Source organism: Mesorhizobium sp. BR1-1-13 (assembly GCF_020165515.1).
GTDB lineage: Bacteria > Pseudomonadota > Alphaproteobacteria > Rhizobiales > Rhizobiaceae > Mesorhizobium.
Genome location: NZ_JAIUIH010000002.1, coordinates 363,778 through 380,625 on the forward strand (window position 1 = coordinate 363,778; position 16,848 = coordinate 380,625).

General features: G+C 63.5%; 17 protein-coding genes and 1 riboswitch. Of the genes, 6 read left to right on the plus strand and 11 right to left on the minus strand.

What is annotated here, in order from left to right:
• The first annotated feature begins 6 nt into the window (after nucleotides 1–6).
• Nucleotides 7–1,329 carry a four-carbon acid sugar kinase family protein gene (locus LB533_RS06140; RefSeq protein ID WP_140638548.1) on the plus strand — a complete coding sequence of 441 codons (1,323 nt, stop codon included), beginning with the start codon at nucleotides 7–9 and terminating at the stop codon, nucleotides 1,327–1,329.
• A 98-nt stretch (nucleotides 1,330–1,427) separates the two neighbouring features.
• On the opposite strand, the gene LB533_RS06145 is transcribed toward LB533_RS06140, so the two are convergent.
• Nucleotides 1,428–2,246 (minus strand): class I SAM-dependent methyltransferase, encoded by an 819-nt coding sequence (locus LB533_RS06145; protein ID WP_140638547.1) that lies wholly within the window; start codon nucleotides 2,244–2,246, stop codon nucleotides 1,428–1,430.
• A gap of 145 nt (nucleotides 2,247–2,391) precedes the next feature.
• A complete protein-coding gene (locus LB533_RS06150) occupies nucleotides 2,392–2,931 on the minus strand; it encodes an Lrp/AsnC family transcriptional regulator (protein WP_140638546.1) in 540 nt (179 codons plus the stop codon).
• Nucleotides 2,932–2,980: 49 nt separating this feature from the next.
• Between LB533_RS06150 and LB533_RS06155 the strand changes: the two genes are divergently transcribed.
• The 4 genes from LB533_RS06155 to dhaL all read left to right on the plus strand — a co-directional run bounded on the left by LB533_RS06155 (nucleotide 2,981) and on the right by dhaL (nucleotide 6,658).
• On the plus strand, nucleotides 2,981–4,171 hold the full coding sequence (locus tag LB533_RS06155) for an MFS transporter (RefSeq protein WP_140638545.1): 1,191 nt from the start codon (nucleotides 2,981–2,983) through the stop codon (nucleotides 4,169–4,171).
• 58 nt (nucleotides 4,172–4,229) lie between these two features.
• A riboswitch (FMN riboswitch) is annotated at nucleotides 4,230–4,377 on the plus strand.
• A gap of 76 nt (nucleotides 4,378–4,453) precedes the next feature.
• Nucleotides 4,454–4,927, plus strand: a complete 474-nt coding sequence (locus tag LB533_RS06160; protein ID WP_140638544.1) for a 6,7-dimethyl-8-ribityllumazine synthase — start codon at nucleotides 4,454–4,456, stop codon at nucleotides 4,925–4,927.
• Between the two features lie 77 nt (nucleotides 4,928–5,004).
• A complete protein-coding gene (locus tag LB533_RS06165) occupies nucleotides 5,005–6,012 on the plus strand; it encodes a dihydroxyacetone kinase subunit DhaK (protein WP_140638543.1) in 1,008 nt (335 codons plus the stop codon).
• Nucleotides 6,013–6,022: 10 nt separating this feature from the next.
• Complete coding sequence (gene dhaL / locus LB533_RS06170; RefSeq protein ID WP_181169296.1) at nucleotides 6,023–6,658, plus strand: dihydroxyacetone kinase subunit DhaL; 636 nt, start codon at nucleotides 6,023–6,025, stop codon at nucleotides 6,656–6,658.
• On the opposite strand, the gene LB533_RS06175 is transcribed toward dhaL, so the two are convergent.
• Genes LB533_RS06175 through LB533_RS06185 form a run of 3 tightly spaced genes read right to left on the minus strand, consistent with a single transcriptional unit; the run spans nucleotide 6,655 to nucleotide 8,679 of the window.
• Nucleotides 6,655–7,098 (minus strand): RpiB/LacA/LacB family sugar-phosphate isomerase, encoded by a 444-nt coding sequence (locus LB533_RS06175; protein ID WP_140638542.1) that lies wholly within the window; start codon nucleotides 7,096–7,098, stop codon nucleotides 6,655–6,657. The genes dhaL and LB533_RS06175 overlap by 4 nt on opposite strands.
• A gap of 34 nt (nucleotides 7,099–7,132) precedes the next feature.
• Nucleotides 7,133–7,891 carry a triose-phosphate isomerase gene (locus LB533_RS06180; RefSeq protein ID WP_140638541.1) on the minus strand — a complete coding sequence of 253 codons (759 nt, stop codon included), beginning with the start codon at nucleotides 7,889–7,891 and terminating at the stop codon, nucleotides 7,133–7,135.
• A 2-nt stretch (nucleotides 7,892–7,893) separates the two neighbouring features.
• On the minus strand, nucleotides 7,894–8,679 hold the full coding sequence (locus tag LB533_RS06185) for a DeoR/GlpR family DNA-binding transcription regulator (protein ID WP_140638540.1): 786 nt from the start codon (nucleotides 8,677–8,679) through the stop codon (nucleotides 7,894–7,896).
• A 265-nt stretch (nucleotides 8,680–8,944) separates the two neighbouring features.
• Here LB533_RS06185 and fba point away from each other — a divergent pair, with 265 nt between their 5' ends.
• Entirely contained in the window at nucleotides 8,945–10,009 is a 1,065-nt protein-coding gene (gene fba / locus LB533_RS06190) for a class II fructose-bisphosphate aldolase (protein WP_140638539.1), read from the plus strand.
• A 21-nt stretch (nucleotides 10,010–10,030) separates the two neighbouring features.
• Here fba and LB533_RS06195 read toward each other — a convergent pair whose 3' ends face one another.
• The 6 genes from LB533_RS06195 to LB533_RS06220 form a co-directional block, all read right to left on the minus strand.
• Nucleotides 10,031–10,822 carry an aspartate/glutamate racemase family protein gene (locus tag LB533_RS06195; RefSeq protein ID WP_140638538.1) on the minus strand — a complete coding sequence of 264 codons (792 nt, stop codon included), beginning with the start codon at nucleotides 10,820–10,822 and terminating at the stop codon, nucleotides 10,031–10,033.
• Nucleotides 10,819–12,174 (minus strand): dicarboxylate/amino acid:cation symporter, encoded by a 1,356-nt coding sequence (locus LB533_RS06200; RefSeq protein WP_140638537.1) that lies wholly within the window; start codon nucleotides 12,172–12,174, stop codon nucleotides 10,819–10,821. Before LB533_RS06200 ends, LB533_RS06195 begins: the two co-directional genes overlap by 4 nt.
• Before the next feature lie 2 nt (nucleotides 12,175–12,176).
• Nucleotides 12,177–13,010, minus strand: a complete 834-nt coding sequence (locus LB533_RS06205; protein WP_181169295.1) for a substrate-binding periplasmic protein — start codon at nucleotides 13,008–13,010, stop codon at nucleotides 12,177–12,179.
• A 235-nt stretch (nucleotides 13,011–13,245) separates the two neighbouring features.
• Nucleotides 13,246–14,187, minus strand: a complete 942-nt coding sequence (locus LB533_RS06210; protein WP_140638536.1) for a sugar phosphate isomerase/epimerase family protein — start codon at nucleotides 14,185–14,187, stop codon at nucleotides 13,246–13,248.
• A 48-nt stretch (nucleotides 14,188–14,235) separates the two neighbouring features.
• A complete protein-coding gene (locus tag LB533_RS06215) occupies nucleotides 14,236–15,753 on the minus strand; it encodes a glycerol-3-phosphate dehydrogenase (protein WP_140638535.1) in 1,518 nt (505 codons plus the stop codon).
• Between the two features lie 46 nt (nucleotides 15,754–15,799).
• Nucleotides 15,800–16,840 (minus strand): 2-hydroxyacid dehydrogenase, encoded by a 1,041-nt coding sequence (locus LB533_RS06220; RefSeq protein WP_140638534.1) that lies wholly within the window; start codon nucleotides 16,838–16,840, stop codon nucleotides 15,800–15,802.
• Nucleotides 16,841–16,848 lie beyond the last annotated feature (8 nt).

A 16,848-nucleotide genomic window follows, 5' to 3' on the forward strand; every position in this document is an offset into this window, starting at 1 on the left:
GAAGCCATGCAGAACCTGCTCCTGAGCTACTATGGCGACGACCTCACCGGCTCGACCGACGTCATGGAGGCGCTCGAGCTCGGCGGCGTGCCGACGGTGCTGTTCATGCGCCGGCCCGACCAGCGCCTGCTGGCGCAATTTTCCCATTGCCGCGCCGTCGGATTGGCCGGCACCAGCCGAAGCGAAACGCCGCAGTGGATGGAGGAAAATCTGGCGCCGGCCTTCGAATGGCTGAAGGGCCTCGAGGCGGAGATCTGTCATTACAAGATCTGTTCGACCTTCGATTCCAGCCCGACGGTCGGCAATATCGGCCGCGCCATCGAGATCGGCCGGCGCATCTTCGGCCAGAGCAGCGTGCCGATGGTCGTCGGCGCGCCGCAGCTCAAGCGCTACACCGCCTTCGGCAATCTTTTCGCGGCGTTCCGCGGCGAGTATTTCCGCATCGACAGGCATCCGGTGATGAGCAGGCATCCGGTGACGCCGATGAACGAAGCAGACCTGCTGGTGCATCTCTCGCGCCAGACCAGTCTCAGCTCCGGCCTTGTCGACCCGGCGGCATTGCAGACCGACGATCTCGCGCAAACGGTCGACCAGGCCGTGCAAAACAGGGCGATCGTCCTGTTCGATGTCGAAAGCCGCCAGACACAGAGACGCGTCGGCGAGCAGATCTGGCGTATCCACAACCAAGGCCATGGCTTCGTTGTCGGATCCTCGGGCGTCGAATATGCCTTGCTTGCCGAATGGGCCGGCAAAGGCATTGCCTCCGGACAGGCATCGTTCGCGCCGCCGGGACCGGTGGACCGCCTCGCGGTGGTCTCGGGCAGCGTGTCGCCGACCACCGAAAAGCAGATCCGCCACGCTCTCGCCCACGGTTTCGACGGCGTCGAGATGGACGCCATGCAACTGGTCACGGAGGGCGCCAAGGAGGCAATCGAGCGGGCCGTCGCGAGCGGATTGGCAAGCCTGGCTGCGGGGCGCAGCGTCATCCTCTACACAGCTCTTGGCCCACAGGCCGACCGTAGTGCGGAGATCGACCATATCGAAGGGGCACGCAACAGGCTGGGCCGGGCGCTGGGTGACATTCTGCGCCGGCTGGTCGTCGAGAAGAAACTCAAGCGCGCGGTGATCGCTGGCGGCGACACTTCCAGCCACGCGCTCGGACAATTGGCCGTCGACGCGCTGACCGTCCGCATGCCGTTGCCGCAATCGCCGGGATCACCGCTCTGTGTCGCTCATGGCGGCGGCGCAATCGATGGACTCGAAATCGCGCTCAAGGGCGGCCAGGTCGGCACCGACGCCTATTTCGAGACGATCCGGCTGGGAAGCTAGAGCATTTCCGGCGAAACAGGATCGCCTCTAATGCTCTATCTGTTTGTTCCTACGCAATTCCGGACGCAAAACCCCTGCGCACTTTTGCTGGAATTGCTCTAAGCCGTTGCCATGATGACGTGAGCCTGAATTTTGGCGGCCACCGCGCCGCTGCCATGTCTGTCTGCAATCGCGGACGCGGCGTAGTCGGTCGCGGCTTGCAGCTTCCCGGCCTCCCGGGCCTCGATTTCGGTGCGAAGCACAGTTCCCTGACAATAAGCGACGGCGGGAAGGCGCGGCGAGGATGCACGGCTTTGTTCGGCTCTCGTCTCGATCATCACAGGAGAAAAGCCAGCGTCCTCCAGCTCGCGACGGATCACTGCCTTGTCGTGATAGCCATGCGGCGTGCGTGCCAGAAAGCGCGGCGGATCGTCGGGGAAGATCCTTGCGAGAGCATTCGTCACATCGTCGGCAAAGACGTTCTCCTCGATGCGATCCCATACGCTGAACAGGAAATGTCCGCCCGGCCTCAGGACACGCTTGGCTTCGCGGTAGGCAGATGGCCGGTCGGGAAAGAACATCGCACCGAATTGACAGCAAACGAGGTCGAAGGCCGCATCTTCAAACGGCAGCGCCAAGGCGTCCGCCTGACGCCATGTGATGCGACCGTCGGGAGGTTGTCGCGAAGCGGCGTGGTCGAGCATCGGCTGGTTGAGGTCGGTCACGGTATAACTTGCGCCAGGAGACAATTTCGGCGCCAATGCGCGGGTAACGACCCCGGTGCCGGCGGCCGTCTCCAAAACCGCGGCGGGCGACAGGGACGCTGCTCGCGCTACAAGATCCGCAGCGAACGGCTCGAAAATCAACGGCACCATATAGCGATCGTAGTTTTCCGGTATGGAGCCAGCGAATACCTTGTCTGTTTCCAGCGTTGCCATCACCCGCCCTTTGCCTAGAGGCTCGGGAGATTAGCATATCATTGCTTGTTTTGCGCCGTTTTCGGCGGAGACGACCAGTCCAGCTCCAAATCAAAGAGATAGAGCATAATGTCGTCCGAAACCGCCTCGCGCTTATCGGCATCGCCTAGTACAGGGGCTCGGCCATGTGCCTGGGCGCCGGCCACTGCGTCGTGACGCCGGGCTGCACCGGCCGCTCGAGATAGGTCGACAGCACCACATAGCTGCGCGTCGAGGTGACGCCGGGTGTTTCGTAGAGGCGGGCGAGCAAACCTTCCAACGCCCGCGTGTCCTCAGTGCGCACCTTCAGCAGCATGCAGGTGTCACCGGCAACCGTGTGGATCTCCTCGACCTCCGGATATTGCGAAACCGCCATCAACTCCGGCGTCTTGCCCCAGCCCTTGGTGTCGATATGCACGAATGCCAGCAGCGGCTTCTTGACCGCCTTGGGGTCGATGATGGCAGCCGTGCCGCGAATGGCGCCACTGCGCCGAAGGCGCTTGACGCGCTCATGCGCGGCGGGCGGCGAAAGGCCGACACGATCGCCGAGCTCAGCATAGCTGACCGTGGCGTCGTCGACGAGAACGCCTAATATCTTTCTGTCGATCGGGTCGACGTCGCGGGGCGCCGGCCTGTTCTGCGGAATGCCATTTGTTTCTTCGTCCATAGTGGAAATTCCCGATTGCCGCCGAATAAAATACGGCCATTATGAAGATATGTCGAACAGTGATCAAGCAGCAACCCTTGGTGCGAACGCCCGGCCGCCCATCCCGGCGCTGGCCTATCTCTTGACCGGATGCATCGCCGTGATCGGCTCGAACTCCCTGGTGCTGGGTCCGATTGCCCCTGCCGTGGCCGTGTCGTTCGCGACCAGCGTGCCTGTCGTGATGATGGGGGCCGCCGCCTTCGGCCTCGGCACCTCGGCGAGCGCCTTGTTCCTGGCGCGCTACATCGACCGGATCGGCGCGCGCCGGATGCTGCAGGCGGCCTTGCTGCTGCTGGCATTGGCGCTTGTCGCGAGCGCCGCGGCGCCGACGGTGACGGCACTGGTCGCCGCGCAGCTTCTCGCCGGCATCGCCGCCGGCGTCGCCATGCCGGCAATCTATGCCAGTTCCGCGGCCATCGCCCCGCCCGGACGGGAAAGCGGAACGATCGGCGTCGTGCTGACAGGGTGGACACTGAGCATGGTGGCCGGCGTTTCGTTGTCGGCGGTGCTTGCCGATCTGGTGCATTGGCGGGCCGTCTTCGCCGCCGTGGCGCTGCTGGCGGCGATGGCGCTTGGCAGCCTCACCGCATCGTCACTCCCGGATGTCAGGAAGGCCGGCCCGGCGCCGGCGCCGCTCGAGGCGCTCGGCACCCCCGGCATCGTGCCGCTGCTGATCGCCTGCGGCGCCTTCATGACCGCCTTCTACGGTGTCTACGGCTATCTTGGCGACCATCTCCACAGCGGGCTGGGCCAGCCGGTCAGCGCCAACGGCCTGGCCGCACTCGCCTATGGCGCCGGGTTCGGCACGGCGGCGCTCTTCGACGGCATCATCGATCGCCTGGGGGCCCGCCGCGTCATGCCCTTCGCTTACCTGCTCGTCGCCATCGTCTACGTCGCGATCGCCGCGACAAGCAACAGCTATGGCCTGACGCTCGCGATGGTGGCGGCCTGGGGTCTTGCCAATCATTTCGGTTTGAACGTGCTGGTGATGCGCCTCTCGGCGCTCGATCCGTCGCGGCGCGGCACGATCATGGGCCTGAACAGCGCGGTGACATATCTGGCGGTCTTTGTCGGCACCACCGGCTTCGGGCCGCTATATTCCGGTTTCGGCTTTGCCGCGTCGGCGATGGTGGCGGCGTTGCTCATGCTGGTGGCGGCCTCGGCCGCGGCATGGCGCCCGCGCCAGCCACACAGGACGTAATGGGCCACCAGCCTTCGCATGGTTGACAGCGGCGCCCCTCCCTTCCATACAAAGCCGTTAATGTTCTCAGGGCGGGGTGAAAGTCCCCACCGGCGGTGACGGTTTCGGCCGGAGCCCGCGAGCGCTTTCCGGCAAAACCGGAAGGGTCAGCAGATCCGGTGCAATTCCGGAGCCGACGGTTACAGTCCGGATGGAAGAGAACGAAACGGAAGACGGACCGCCCCGGCGGCCGGTTTTCGTATCGTGCGTCCTGATTCTGGTTCGAAACGGAAGGATGGACCCATGAATCAGCATTCCCACAAAGACTATGAAACGACCCGCATTGCCGTTGTCAGGGCGCGCTGGCACGCGGATATCGTCGACCAGTGTGTCGCTGCCTTCGAGGCAGAGCTTGCAGCACTGGGCAACGGCCGCTTTGCTGTCGAAATCTTCGACGTGCCCGGCGCCTACGAGATCCCGCTGCACGCCAAGACTTTGGCCGAGACGGGTCGCTACGCCGCGATCCTCGGCGCTGCCTTCGTCGTCAATGGTGGCATCTACCGGCATGAGTTCGTCGCCGGCGCCGTCATCGACGGCATGATGAACGTGCAGTTGGCAACCGGCGTGCCGGTGCTTTCGGCGGTACTGACGCCGCACAATTATCACGACAGCGCCGAGCACCACCGCTTCTTCCTCGAGCACTTCCAGGTGAAGGGCAAGGAAGCGGCCGGCGCATGCGTCCAGATCCTGGCGGCGCGAAAGCACATCGCCGCCTGAAACAGCCGAGAGCGGGGTGGAAATCCCGGTAACAGCCTGTAGTATCTCGGGAAAATGCCGAGTTCGGGAGGATGCCGGTGCAGACCAAGAAGATCATCAATGACGGCAACCGTGCCGTCGACGAGATGCTAGAGGGGATTCTGGCCGCGCATCCCCACCATCTCAGGAGCGCGGACGGCAGCCCGCGCTCGATCATCGCCCGCAACGGACCGCGTCCCGGCAAGGTCGGGCTCGTCGTCGGCGGCGGTTCGGGCCATGAGCCGACCTTCCTCGGCTTTGTCGGCAAGGGCCTGGCGGATGCGGCGGCGATCGGCAATGTCTTTGCCTCGCCGCCACCCGATCCCATCCTTGAATGCGCCAAGGCGGCGAACGGCGGCGCCGGTGTCCTGTTCACGTACGGCAACTATGCCGGGGACGTGATGAATTTCGATATGGCGGCCGAAATGGCCGCCATGGACGACATCGAGGTGCGCACGGTGCTGACCACCGACGATGTCGCCTCGGCACCGCGCGACCAGCGGCAGAAGCGCCGCGGAGTCGCCGGCAATTTCTTCGTCTTCAAGGCGGCCGGCGCGGCCTGTGACCGCATGTTCTCTTTCGACGAATGCGAGCGCATCGCGCGCAAGGCCAACGACCATACCTTCACCATGGGCGTGGCGCTGTCGCCCTGCTCGCTGCCGCAGACCCGGCGGCCGAATTTCGAGATCGGCGCCGACGAGATGGAGATCGGCATGGGCATCCATGGCGAGCCGGGCATCGCGCGCGGCAAGCTCGGGACCGCCGATGAGATCACCGACGAGATGCTGGACAAGATCCTTGCCGAGATGGCGCCGCAACGCGGCGACAAGGTCGCGGTGCTGGTCAATTCGCTGGGCTCGACACCGCTGATGGAACTCTACATCATGAACCGTCGCGTCAAGCAGCGTCTCGACGACATCGGCGTTTCCATCCATGCGACCTGGGTCGGCAATTATTGCACGTCGCTCGAAATGGCCGGCGCCTCGGTGACGCTGTTTCATCTCGATGGCGAGTTGCAGACCATGCTCGACCATCCGTGCGACTGCGCCATGTTCCGCGCCGGCTGAGGAGTGATCCGTGAGCATCGATAGCGCTGACCTGAAGAGAATGTTCGATGCGATCGCGGTAGCGATCGAAGCCGACAAGGACCGGCTCTGCCACCTCGACGGCGTCATCGGCGACGCCGATCACGGTATCGCCATGGCGCTCGGCTTCAACGCGGTGCGCGACGCGCTGGCGCCACTCGACCTGGCGGCGACCGAGCCGACCGCGCTTCTCAACATGGCGGCTAAATCGTTCCTCAACGCGGTCGGCGCGTCGTCTGGCCCGCTCTATGCCACCGCCTTCATGCGCGCCGCCGCTGCCGTCAAGGGCAAGACCACGCTAGCCGATGCGGATGTCGTCGCGCTGTTCCAGGCGATGGCGCAAGGCATCCGCGATCGCGGCAAGGCCGAGATCGGCGAGAAGACGATGATCGACGCCTGGTTGCCGGCGGCGGAAGCGGCCGGCGCCAGCAATGCGGCCGGAAAGGGCCTTGCCGAAAGCCTCGACGCGGCAGTGGGCGCGGCGCGCCGGGGGGCGGAGGCGACCAAGGACATGATCGCCGCCAAGGGCCGCTCCTCGCGGCTCGGCGAACGCTCGCTCGGCCATATCGACCCCGGCGCCGCCTCGGCCGTGACCGTCATCGAGGCGTTGCGCGAAAGCCTGGCTTAGGCCTGCTTCGCTTCATCGAGCTTGTTGATCGCCTGGACATTGCCGGCCGACGGTCCCCTCTCGTCGAACTCCGAGGCCAACCAGGTATCGACGATCGCCTTGGCGAGTTCCGGGCCGATGACCCGGGCGCCCATGGTGATGATCTGCGCGTTGTTGGATTTGGCGGCGCGCTCGGCGGAATAGGTGTCGTGGGTGAGTGCGGCGCGGATGCCGGGCACCTTGTTGGCCGAGATCGAGACGCCGATGCCGGTGCCGCAGAACAGGATACCGCGGTCGTTCTCGCCGTCGACGATCGTCTGGGCGAGCTTTTGCGACAGGTCGGCATAAAAGCCGGCCTGGCTGAGGTCGCTGACGGTGAGGCCGGACTTTGTCGCGAGATGCGCGGCGATGACATCGAGCAGCGGCTTGCCGGCGCTGTCGGCTCCAATGGCTATTTTCATGGTCGTGTCCTTTCTTGAATGGGATTTCGTTTGTTCAGATCGCCGCCGAGGCGCGCCTGAGGATGTCGATATAGCCCTCCGCCTGCCAGGCCGAGCGGCCGATAAAGAGACCATCGATGCTGGGCTGGCCGATCAGCTCGGCCGCATTGCCGGGATTGACGCTGCCGCCATAGAGCACCGGCGGGATGGACGGCAGCAGGCCGCCGGCCACTTTCTTGATCAGCGCCTGCTGTTTGTCGGCATAGGCGGAGCTGGCCGGAATACCCTTGTCGCCGATCGCCCAGACCGGCTCATAGGCAAACAGAATTTTTGCCGCCTTCGCCTCGCCTTCGAGGAACTGCAAGGCACCCGCGACCTGGCTGATCAATACCGCATCCGCCTTGCCGCTTTCGCGCTCCGCCAGCGTCTCGCCGACGCAGATCAGCGGTATCAGTCCGTGCTTGACGGCGGCCGCCGTCTTCAGACCGACGGTGCGATCGGTCTCGCCGAAATGCTCGCGCCGTTCGCTGTGGCCGAGTTCGACCATGTCGAGACCGCAGTCGCTCAGCATCAGCGGCGAGATCTCCCCGGTCCAGGCGCCGGCGTCGGCCCAGTGCATGTTCTGGGCACCGACCTTGACCCGCGTCGACGACAGCGCCTGCTTGACCTCGCGCACTGCCGTGAAAGGCGGGATGACGAAAGGCTGGATGCGCTCGTCGAAGCCTGGCACGAAGCCGGCCAACACCCCGGCGAAATCCAGCGCCTCGGCCAGCGTCTTGTTCATCTTCCAGCTTGTACCGACCCAGTAAACCACGCCTACGCTCCTTGATCCTCATCCTTGTTGGCGACCACCGCCAACGAAACGCCGGCGGCATCCAGTGCGGCGCGCATTCCCGGCTCAGGTTCGCACCCGGTGAAGACGGCATCGAAGGCCTCGAGGTCAGTCAGGAAATGCAGCGCCGTGCGGCCGAATTTGCCGTGATCGACCAGCAGATATTTGCGCGTCGCCGCTTCCATCATCAGCCGCTTGATCTGCACCACCTCCTGGTCCTGGTGGAAAGCGGAGGCGCCGTGGATAGCCGATGACGACAAGAAGGCGACGTCCGCGCGTAACGATCTCAGCGAAGCCTCGGCGAGCAGGCCGAAGAAGCCGTGGAACTTCTTGCTGTAATGGCCGCCGAGCGCAATCAGGTCGATGCCCCCGGCGCCGGCCAGATCCTGGATGACGGCCAGATTATTGGAGATCACCGTCAGCGGCCTGAAATCGGCGAGGTGCCGCGCGATGCCGCCAGCCGTCGAGCCGTCGTCGATGATGACAGTCTGGCCGGGTTCGATCATCGCCACGGCGGCCGCCGCAAGACGCTGCTTTTCTCCTGTCGCCTGCTTCTGCCGGTAACGAAAATCGCTTTCGAAGAGACCGCTCGGCTGGATCGAAGCGCCGCCACGCACCTTGCGCAGGAAACCGCTCTCCTCAAGGTCGTCGAGATCACGATGCACCGTCATCCTGGAGACGCCAAAGCGTGAGGCAAGATCGTCGACGCTCGCCGCGCCGACGTCCATCAGAAAGTCCATGATGCCTTGACGCCTGTTATCGCTCTTCATTGCTGCCGATATCCGCCAACCGACGCTGGCTTCTCGATAAAGATAACATATTTCTTCCTGAAACTATCATGATTTTTGATATAATGAGATATTTTGCTGGGATATTCCCCCGGCTTTCATCACGACGCTGTAACAAGAATTGCTGCTGGGACGGCGTCTGACGGTTGCGGTTGCACGGAAATCCGGCCAGAAGCATCGGTGGGCTGGACCGATGCGCGGACAGCCCGCAACCACAGGTTCGAAACCAGATACGGGAGACTATTCGTTGGCTCGCATCACACTGAGACAATTGCTCGATCACGCCGCCGAATACGGCTATGGCGTGCCGGCCTTCAACATGAACAACATGGAACAGGGCCTCGCCATCATGGAGGCGGCGGAAGAGACCAAGTCGCCGGTCATCCTGCAGGCAAGCCGCGGTGCGCGTGCCTATGCCAATGACGTGGTGCTGGCCAAGCTGATCGATGCGCTGGTGGAGATCCATCCCGACATCCCGGTCTGCATGCATCTCGACCACGGCAACAACGAGGCCACCTGCGTCACCGCGATCCAGCATGGTTTCACCTCGGTGATGATGGATGGATCACTCAAGGAGGACGGCAAGTCGCCGGCCGACTACGTCTATAATTCGGGCATCACCAGGCGCGTCGTCGACATGGCGCATTGGGGCGGCGTTTCGGTCGAAGGCGAGATCGGCGTTCTGGGCTCGCTGGAGAGCGGCGGCGGCGAGCAGGAGGACGGCCACGGCGTCGAAGGTGCGATCAGCCACGACCAATTGCTCACCGATCCGGTGCAGGCCGAGCAGTTCGTGCGCGACACCCATGTCGACGCGCTGGCCGTTGCCATGGGCACCAGCCACGGCGCCTATAAATTCTCGCGCAAGCCGGACGGCGCGGTGCTGGCGATGAACGTCATCGAGGAAATCCACCGCCGCCTGCCGAACATGCACCTGGTCATGCACGGCTCGTCCTCGGTGCCGGAGGATCTGCAGGAGATCATCAACAAATATGGCGGGCAGATGAAGCCGACCTGGGGCGTGCCGGTGGAAGAGATCCAGCGCGGCATCAAGCATGGCGTGCGCAAGATCAACATCGACACCGACAACCGCATGGCGCTGACCGGCGCGATCCGCAAGGTGCTGACGGAAAACCCCTCCGAATTCGACCCGCGCAAATATCTGACGCCGGCGATGGCGGCGATGAGGAAGCTGTGCAAGGAGCGTTTCGAGCAGTTCGGCACCGCCGGCAATGCGCCGAAGATCAAACCGCTGCCGGTCTCGGAAATGGCCAAGCGCTACAAAGCGGGCAGCCTCGATCCGAAATTCGGCTAAACAACCAGTTCCCGGAGCGGTTCAGTGTTGGATGGAACCGCCGAACCGCTCCAGCTCTTTACGGGATGAGAACACCGGCCGAGGTCGCGGAACGTCCTGCGCGGCGAAGCCCAACCGTGTCAAACAGGCTCGCGCCAGGGCTGCATTGCTGTCGATGACGACCAATCCGTTCGTAGGGTTGAGGCTGGCGGCCACCACCGACAGTTCGGTGCAGCCGAGAACGGCCGTATCGGCGCCGGCCGATCGCGCGATTTCAAGCGCGCGCTCGGTTTCGCTCGCCGCCTCCGCGATCGAACCACCCTTGACGAGGCCGATCGCTCTATCGACGCGACCCTGGAATTCCGTGACAGCGGGAAAGCAGAGCTCAAATCCCGCCGCCGACATCCTGTCCCGATAGAAGCCGGAGACCAGCGTGCCCTGCGTGGCGAGGATCGTAACCTTGCCTCGGCCCAGGCTACGATGGGTTTCAGCTACGACCGCGTCGGCGATATGGATGATCCGCGCCTGCGAGCTCGCCGCCAGCTGCTCATACCAATGATGGGCGGTGTTGCACGGCATTGCGATACAGGCAACGCCGAGCGCATTGAGCGTCGAGACCGCGGCTTTCAAAGACGGCAGCGGACCGTCATGGCCGGCAAGGATCGCCTCGGTCCTGTCAGGCAGCTGTGGCACGCTGAGGATGACGGCCGGCACATGCTCATTGTCCCGGAACGCCTGGGTCATTCGGGTCAGCTTGAAGTAGAAGTCAGCCGATGCCAACGGCCCGAGGCCGCCGATGACGCCGAGCTGGAGGCTGATGCCATGGTCGATCATCGGACGGGCTCGAGCTGTTCCGACGCCGCTTCGACAGACTGCGTTGTCTCCCTGTGGCTGGGCGCGATCATTGCGGTGCTCGCCGCTACGGTGCAGACGCTGGACAGCGTCATGAACGTATCGACGGCCGCGTCGACCGCGACGAACAGGGCGAACGCGGCCTCGAAGGGAATCTTCAGGTAGCCACAGACGATCGACATCTGGGACAGGATGAGCAGGCTGCCCATGCCGCCGGTCGTGAGCGCGAGAAGCGCCGAGGTGATGCCGACGAGCAGGAGGTCGGGGATTGCCAGCGGACGGCCGTAGAGCTGAGCGATGAAAAGAACACCAGACGTGTAAAGCAGCGCCGGGCCTGTCCGCAGCAATGCCGCCTGCAGCGGCACGAGCAGTTCGACGACCACGAGGCTGAACCGCAGACGCTCGCTCAGCAGGTTGATGACCCACGGAAGCGAGGCGACGGTAGAGCGCGTGGTGATGGCGACCATGAGAAGGGGCTGACAGGTCTTGATCGTGGCCCAGTAGCTTCGCCGAGAGCGGATGGCGATAACGGCAAATGCGCCGGCGACGAATGTAAGGCAGGAAAGACCCATCACCAGCAGATAACCGCCCATCAGCGTGAGCGGCTTGGTTCCGGTCGACGCGGTCTGATCCGCGATCAGGATGAAGGTTGCAAACGGCAATCCCCATATGAACCAGTTGGTAAGGACCGTGCAGGCCCGGTAAACGGCGTTCAGCGCCTGAGACAGGCTCATGGACGAAGGCTGGGGAATCTTGCCCATCGCGAGTCCGAAAAGCAGGCAGAACAGCAGGACCTGGATGGTTTGACCGGAGGCCAGCGCGCTGAAGACGTTGTTCGGCACAAGATCGAGCAGTATCGAATGCCCGTTGTCGGCGCCCTCATTGGGTGGCGGTTGATAGGGGAATGCGAGATCGGTGGATACGCTACCCTGCGAATTAATGAACTCGCCAAGCTCGATGCGCGATTGAGGATTCTCGATCTGGCCCGGCTGAAGGACAAGCGAGTAGGTGCCACTCACCAATACGCTCAGGAATGACACGACCAGCACCGCCATACCCACCCGGCCCAGGTAACGGACCGAGTTCGGATCCTGAACCATCGACATGATCGAGAAGATGACCGACGAGACCAGGTAGGGCAGGACGACCATCTTGAGGAAATTCAGGTAGAGCTGCGCCACAGGGCTGATCGCATGGGCAAATGCTGGATAGTAGAGGCCGCAAAGGATTCCCGCCCCGATCATCGCAATCGTCGTCGCGGGCGAGCGCAATATGCGCCTTGCCGCCAGGCGCCAGTCGAAAGCCAAGGGTCCGGCTGCTTCCGAGATGGCCATCGTCAGGCTTTGCTCCCCAACCGGTAGCGCGCGATGATCTCGTCAGTGTTGAGAACCTGCTGACCGCGCGCGAGATCGAGGTAAAGGTCGATAAAGGCCGCGAGATGCGGATTGTCCGGTCGCACGCCGATTGCGATCGTGTCTACCTTGTCGGTCAGCGTGATCGAGCGAGCGGCGACCGTCATCGACGGATCGTCGACCATCAGCTTCTTGATCTCGAAATCGTCGCGATACGCCATGTCGATCGTCCCGTTGCGGATCGCATCGACAACCATCTCCCAGCCTGCGAAACGATGAACTTGTGCATGCGGGAACGTCGTCGCGGCATAGGTTGCGAATGAAGAGCCCTCGATCACGCCGAGATCGCCCGAGAAGTCGCGGATGATCTGCTCGGGTGGCTTGCCTTGCGCGATGCGCGCTAGATTGAGGCGATTGGCGATGAGGCCCTGGTGCAGCATGGCATAGGGCCGGGAATAGAGGATTGACCGGCCACGGCGAAGGGTTCGGCTGAGCTTGCCGACGGCTATGTCCGCCTGGCCGGAAGTCAGCTGTTTCACCATGCCGTCGAACGTTGCGGCGGATCGGTCGAACACCGGCTCGACGCCGAGCTCCGCTGCGATGCCGCGGGCCAGTTCCATGTCTATGCCGCTATCTCCCGATCCATCGGCCGGGAAGAATGGATCGGAGGAAAAGGCCGGCATTGCAATGCGCAGCGCATTGTCGCCGACAACGGGAGCGATCTCCGCCTGCTGTCCTGGAGTGTTGGCCGCCCGGGCTTGCGCGACCAGCAAGCCGACGCTTCCGGCCGTGAGCAGCGTGCGACGTGTAACCGACATGCGGATTCTCTAGTTGGCGAGGGACGCCGGACAAACAAATCGGACCAATTCGCAGTATGCATGGCGAAGTTAAACAAAAGTATCTTTCGTATTGTACTTTTATAGCAATCAGCAGCGCAGGCTGCCGCAATACTCGCACTATCTAAAATGTCTGGGATATCTGGTTGCTTCGCTGGTGGGCCAACCGGTTGGACCGTCAACAGGCGCGAGTGACATCGGCTCCCCGCCCCGATTTCTACCCGTTTTTCGGCAACAGATCAGGCCTGCCCGTGTCGATGGAGGGCGCCCAGTAGTCGACCGATTCGCGGATCATGGCGACCACCTGGTGGTCGGCCGGTTCGCGCTCGCGGAACGACAGTTCCAGACAAATCTCGTTGTCGGTGCCGCCGCCGCGCCGCACAGTCTCCAGCAGCTTTTCAGGCGTGATGCGGCCGTCCCTGTTGTGAGCCGCGGTGAACGGCCAATGGCCACCCTTGTTCATCGACGATTGCTTGATGTGGATAATCGGCGACTTCCTGGGGAAAGCCTCGGCCCAGGCATAGGGATCGATATCGGCCGGGTTGCTGGAGGTGACGTCACCATGGTCGATGTCGACCATCATCTCCAGCGGAATGGCCATGCCGGCCGCGTCGATCGCATCCTGCAGCAGCCGGCAATTCTCGATCGTGTGGCCGAACTCGCGGCCGACCGACATCGGCTCCCAGAACAGGTAGTTAAGCCCGGCCGCGCGGGCGTGTTCGGCGACCTCGCGCCAGCATTCCAGTGCAATGTCGAACAGGCGCGCGCGGCGCGCGGGATCATCATAATCGCGATGGGTGAAGATCGCGAATTGGGTACCCATGCCGCCGGCGCCAAGCTCGGCCGAGATGTCGGCAAAGGTCTTGAACCAGTCGACATAGTAGCGGCGTACGTCGGCGTCTGGATGGCCGAAATGGTTGAGCCGGCCGTAAGGACCGGTCATGCCTGAGGTCACACGCACGCCCGTACGGGAGAGTGCGCCACGAAACAGGCGGACGAATTTGACGATCGTCGCCGCCGGCCAGCCCGGATTGACGAATTCATGCGTGAGCTGAATGTCCCTGATGCCGATGTCGTAGGCGATGGTATCGACCAGGTCGTCAGGCTCGGCAAAGCGGTTGACCAGCGGATTGGTGTTGAGGGAGAGCGTGAATGCCACGATCGCGATCCTCTCAGCCCTGTCGCGCTACATTGGCGATGATTGCCATCACCCTGCCCTCGCCAGCCGGCCCGCGCACCAGTGTTCGAAAGCCGATCTCTCCTCGGCGGAAAGATGCAGGCCGTGCTTGGTGCGCCGTTCGAGAATGTCGGCCGGTGTCTCAGCCCATTCCTGCTCGAACAGGTAACTGGCCTCGCGCTCGAAGAAATCCTTGCCGAAGCATCGCCCGAGTTCCGCTAGCGAGTGGGCTGCGCCGACCAGAAGGCGTGTCCTGGTCCCATAGAGCCGGCCGTAGTGCTTGAGCAGCGATGCAGGCATCCATGGATACTCCCGCCCGAGATCGCCAAGAAACTGTTCGAAATCGGCGTTGGCGATGTCGCCGCCAGGCAGATGGGCCTTCGCCGTCCAGGGCTTGCCCATCCGGGGGAAGAACGGAGCGATCCTGTCCAGCGCATGCTCGGCGAGCTTGCGGAAGGTGGTGATCTTGCCGCCGAAGACGGACAGCAGCGGCGCCTCTGCATCCGGCGCGTCGAGTTCGAAAATATAGTCGCGGGTCACGGCGCTCGGGTTGTCGGCATTGTCGTCATAGAGCGGCCTGACGCCGGAGAACGAATAGACGACATCGCCGCGCGCGAGGCCGCGCTTAAAATAGCGGTTGACCACCCTGATCAGGTATTCGATCTCGCTCTCGTCCGCCGTCACGTCCTCGGGTCGGCCGTCATAGGGAATGTCGGTGGTGCCTATCAAGGCGAGATCGCCCTGATAAGGATTGATGAAGATCACCCGCTTGTCGCTGTTCTGGATGAGATAGGCCTGCCGCCCCTCCCAGAATTTGGGCACGACGATATGGCTGCCCTTGACCAGGCGGACATTGCGCGTCGAGTTCTGGCCAGCCACGCGGTTGATGATGTCGTTGACCCAGGGGCCGGCGGCATTGACCAGCGCACGCGCCCGCACCGTGGTTTTCACGCCGGTCTTGCCGTCGCGCATCTCCACCGACCAGAGGCCGCCTTCCCGGCGGGCGGCGGTGCAGGCGGTTCGGGTGAAGATCTTCGCTCCGCGCTCGCGCGCATCCAGCGCATTGATCAGCACGAGGCGGGCGTCGTCGACCCAGCAATCGGAATATTCGAAACCGCGCTTGAATTCATCCTTGATCGGCGCGCCCTCGGGCGCGGTACGCAGATCGAGCGTGCGGGTAGCCGGCAGCCGCTTGCGGCCGCCAAGATGGTCGTAGAGGAACAGGCCGAGCCTGACCAGCCATGCCGGCCGGTCGTCAGGACTGTGCGGCAGCACGAAGCGCATCGGCCAGATGATGTGCGGCGCCGATTCCAGGAGCACCTCGCGCTCGATCAGCGCCTCTCGCACCAGGCGGAATTCATAATATTCGAGATAGCGCAGGCCGCCATGGACGAGCTTGCCCGATCGCGAACTGGTGCCTTCCGCCAGATCGTCCTTTTCGCACAGAATGACGGAGAGGCCGCGGCCTGCCGCATCGCGGGCTATGCCGGCGCCGTTGACGCCGCCGCCGATGACGAAAAGATCGACGATTTCGGGTCCGCCGCTCATCTCATCACGATCTCGCTGCCGGATTTGCACGCCATGGCTGCCGCTCTCAGCACGGATTGACCGGAGGCAGCCCGGCGATGTAGCGGCGCACCTCCTCGGCGGCCTGCTCGGCCGCATAGGTCACGGTGCGCACCGAAGCACCGGCGATATGCGGCGTCAGCGTCACATTGGGGAGCCGCAGCAAGGGCCAGTCCGACGGCACCGGCTCGACCGCGAACGTCTCCAGCATGGCACTGGCGATCTGCCCTGAAACAAGGGCCTCATAGAGGGCGTCATAGTCGACCAGCGGCCCACGCGCCGTGTTGACGAAGATCACGCCGGGTTTCATCCGCGCGATGGCGTCCTTGCCGATGAGGCCGCGCGTCTCCTGCGTCACCCGCGAATGCAGCGTGATCACATCGGAACGGGACAGGAGATCATCCAGTGCGACGAGTTCGACGCCGGCATTGCGATCCTCTGCACTCAACTGCACATAGGGGTCGCTGACCAGGACGTGGCAGCCGAAGGCGCGCAACAGCCTGACCACTTTCGTGCCGATGTTGCCATAGCCGACTACGCCGACGGTCATTTCGCTAAGCTCGCGGCCGGTGCGGTCGGCGCGGTAGAGATCGCCGCGCCACTCGCCCCTGCGCAGCGCTTCGTGGCCGACCCGGATCAGCCGTGTTTCGGCCAATATCGCGCCGATGGTGAATTCGGCCACGGCGGTCGCGTTGCGGCCGGGCACATTGACGACGGTGATGCCATGCGTGCGGGCCGCTTCCATGTCGATGTTGATCGGGCCGCCGCGCGACACCGCGACGAGCTTCAGCGCCGGCAGGCGCCGCATCATGCCCTCCGACAAGGGTGCAAGCTGGGTGACGAGGATCTCGGCGTCGCCAATGAACTCGACGACCTCGTCGGGACGGCCGAAATACTCCTTGACCTTGTCGAGGCCGAGCGCCGGATCGCCGAATTCCATCGGCTCGTCGGGCCAGGCCGTCTGCAATGTCCTCACATCGAGGTCACCACTCGCGACCTTCTCGATTTTGGCGCGAAACACCTCCGGAAGCATGAAGTTGTCGCCAATGATCGCTATTTTCCTGGGCATACTCGACT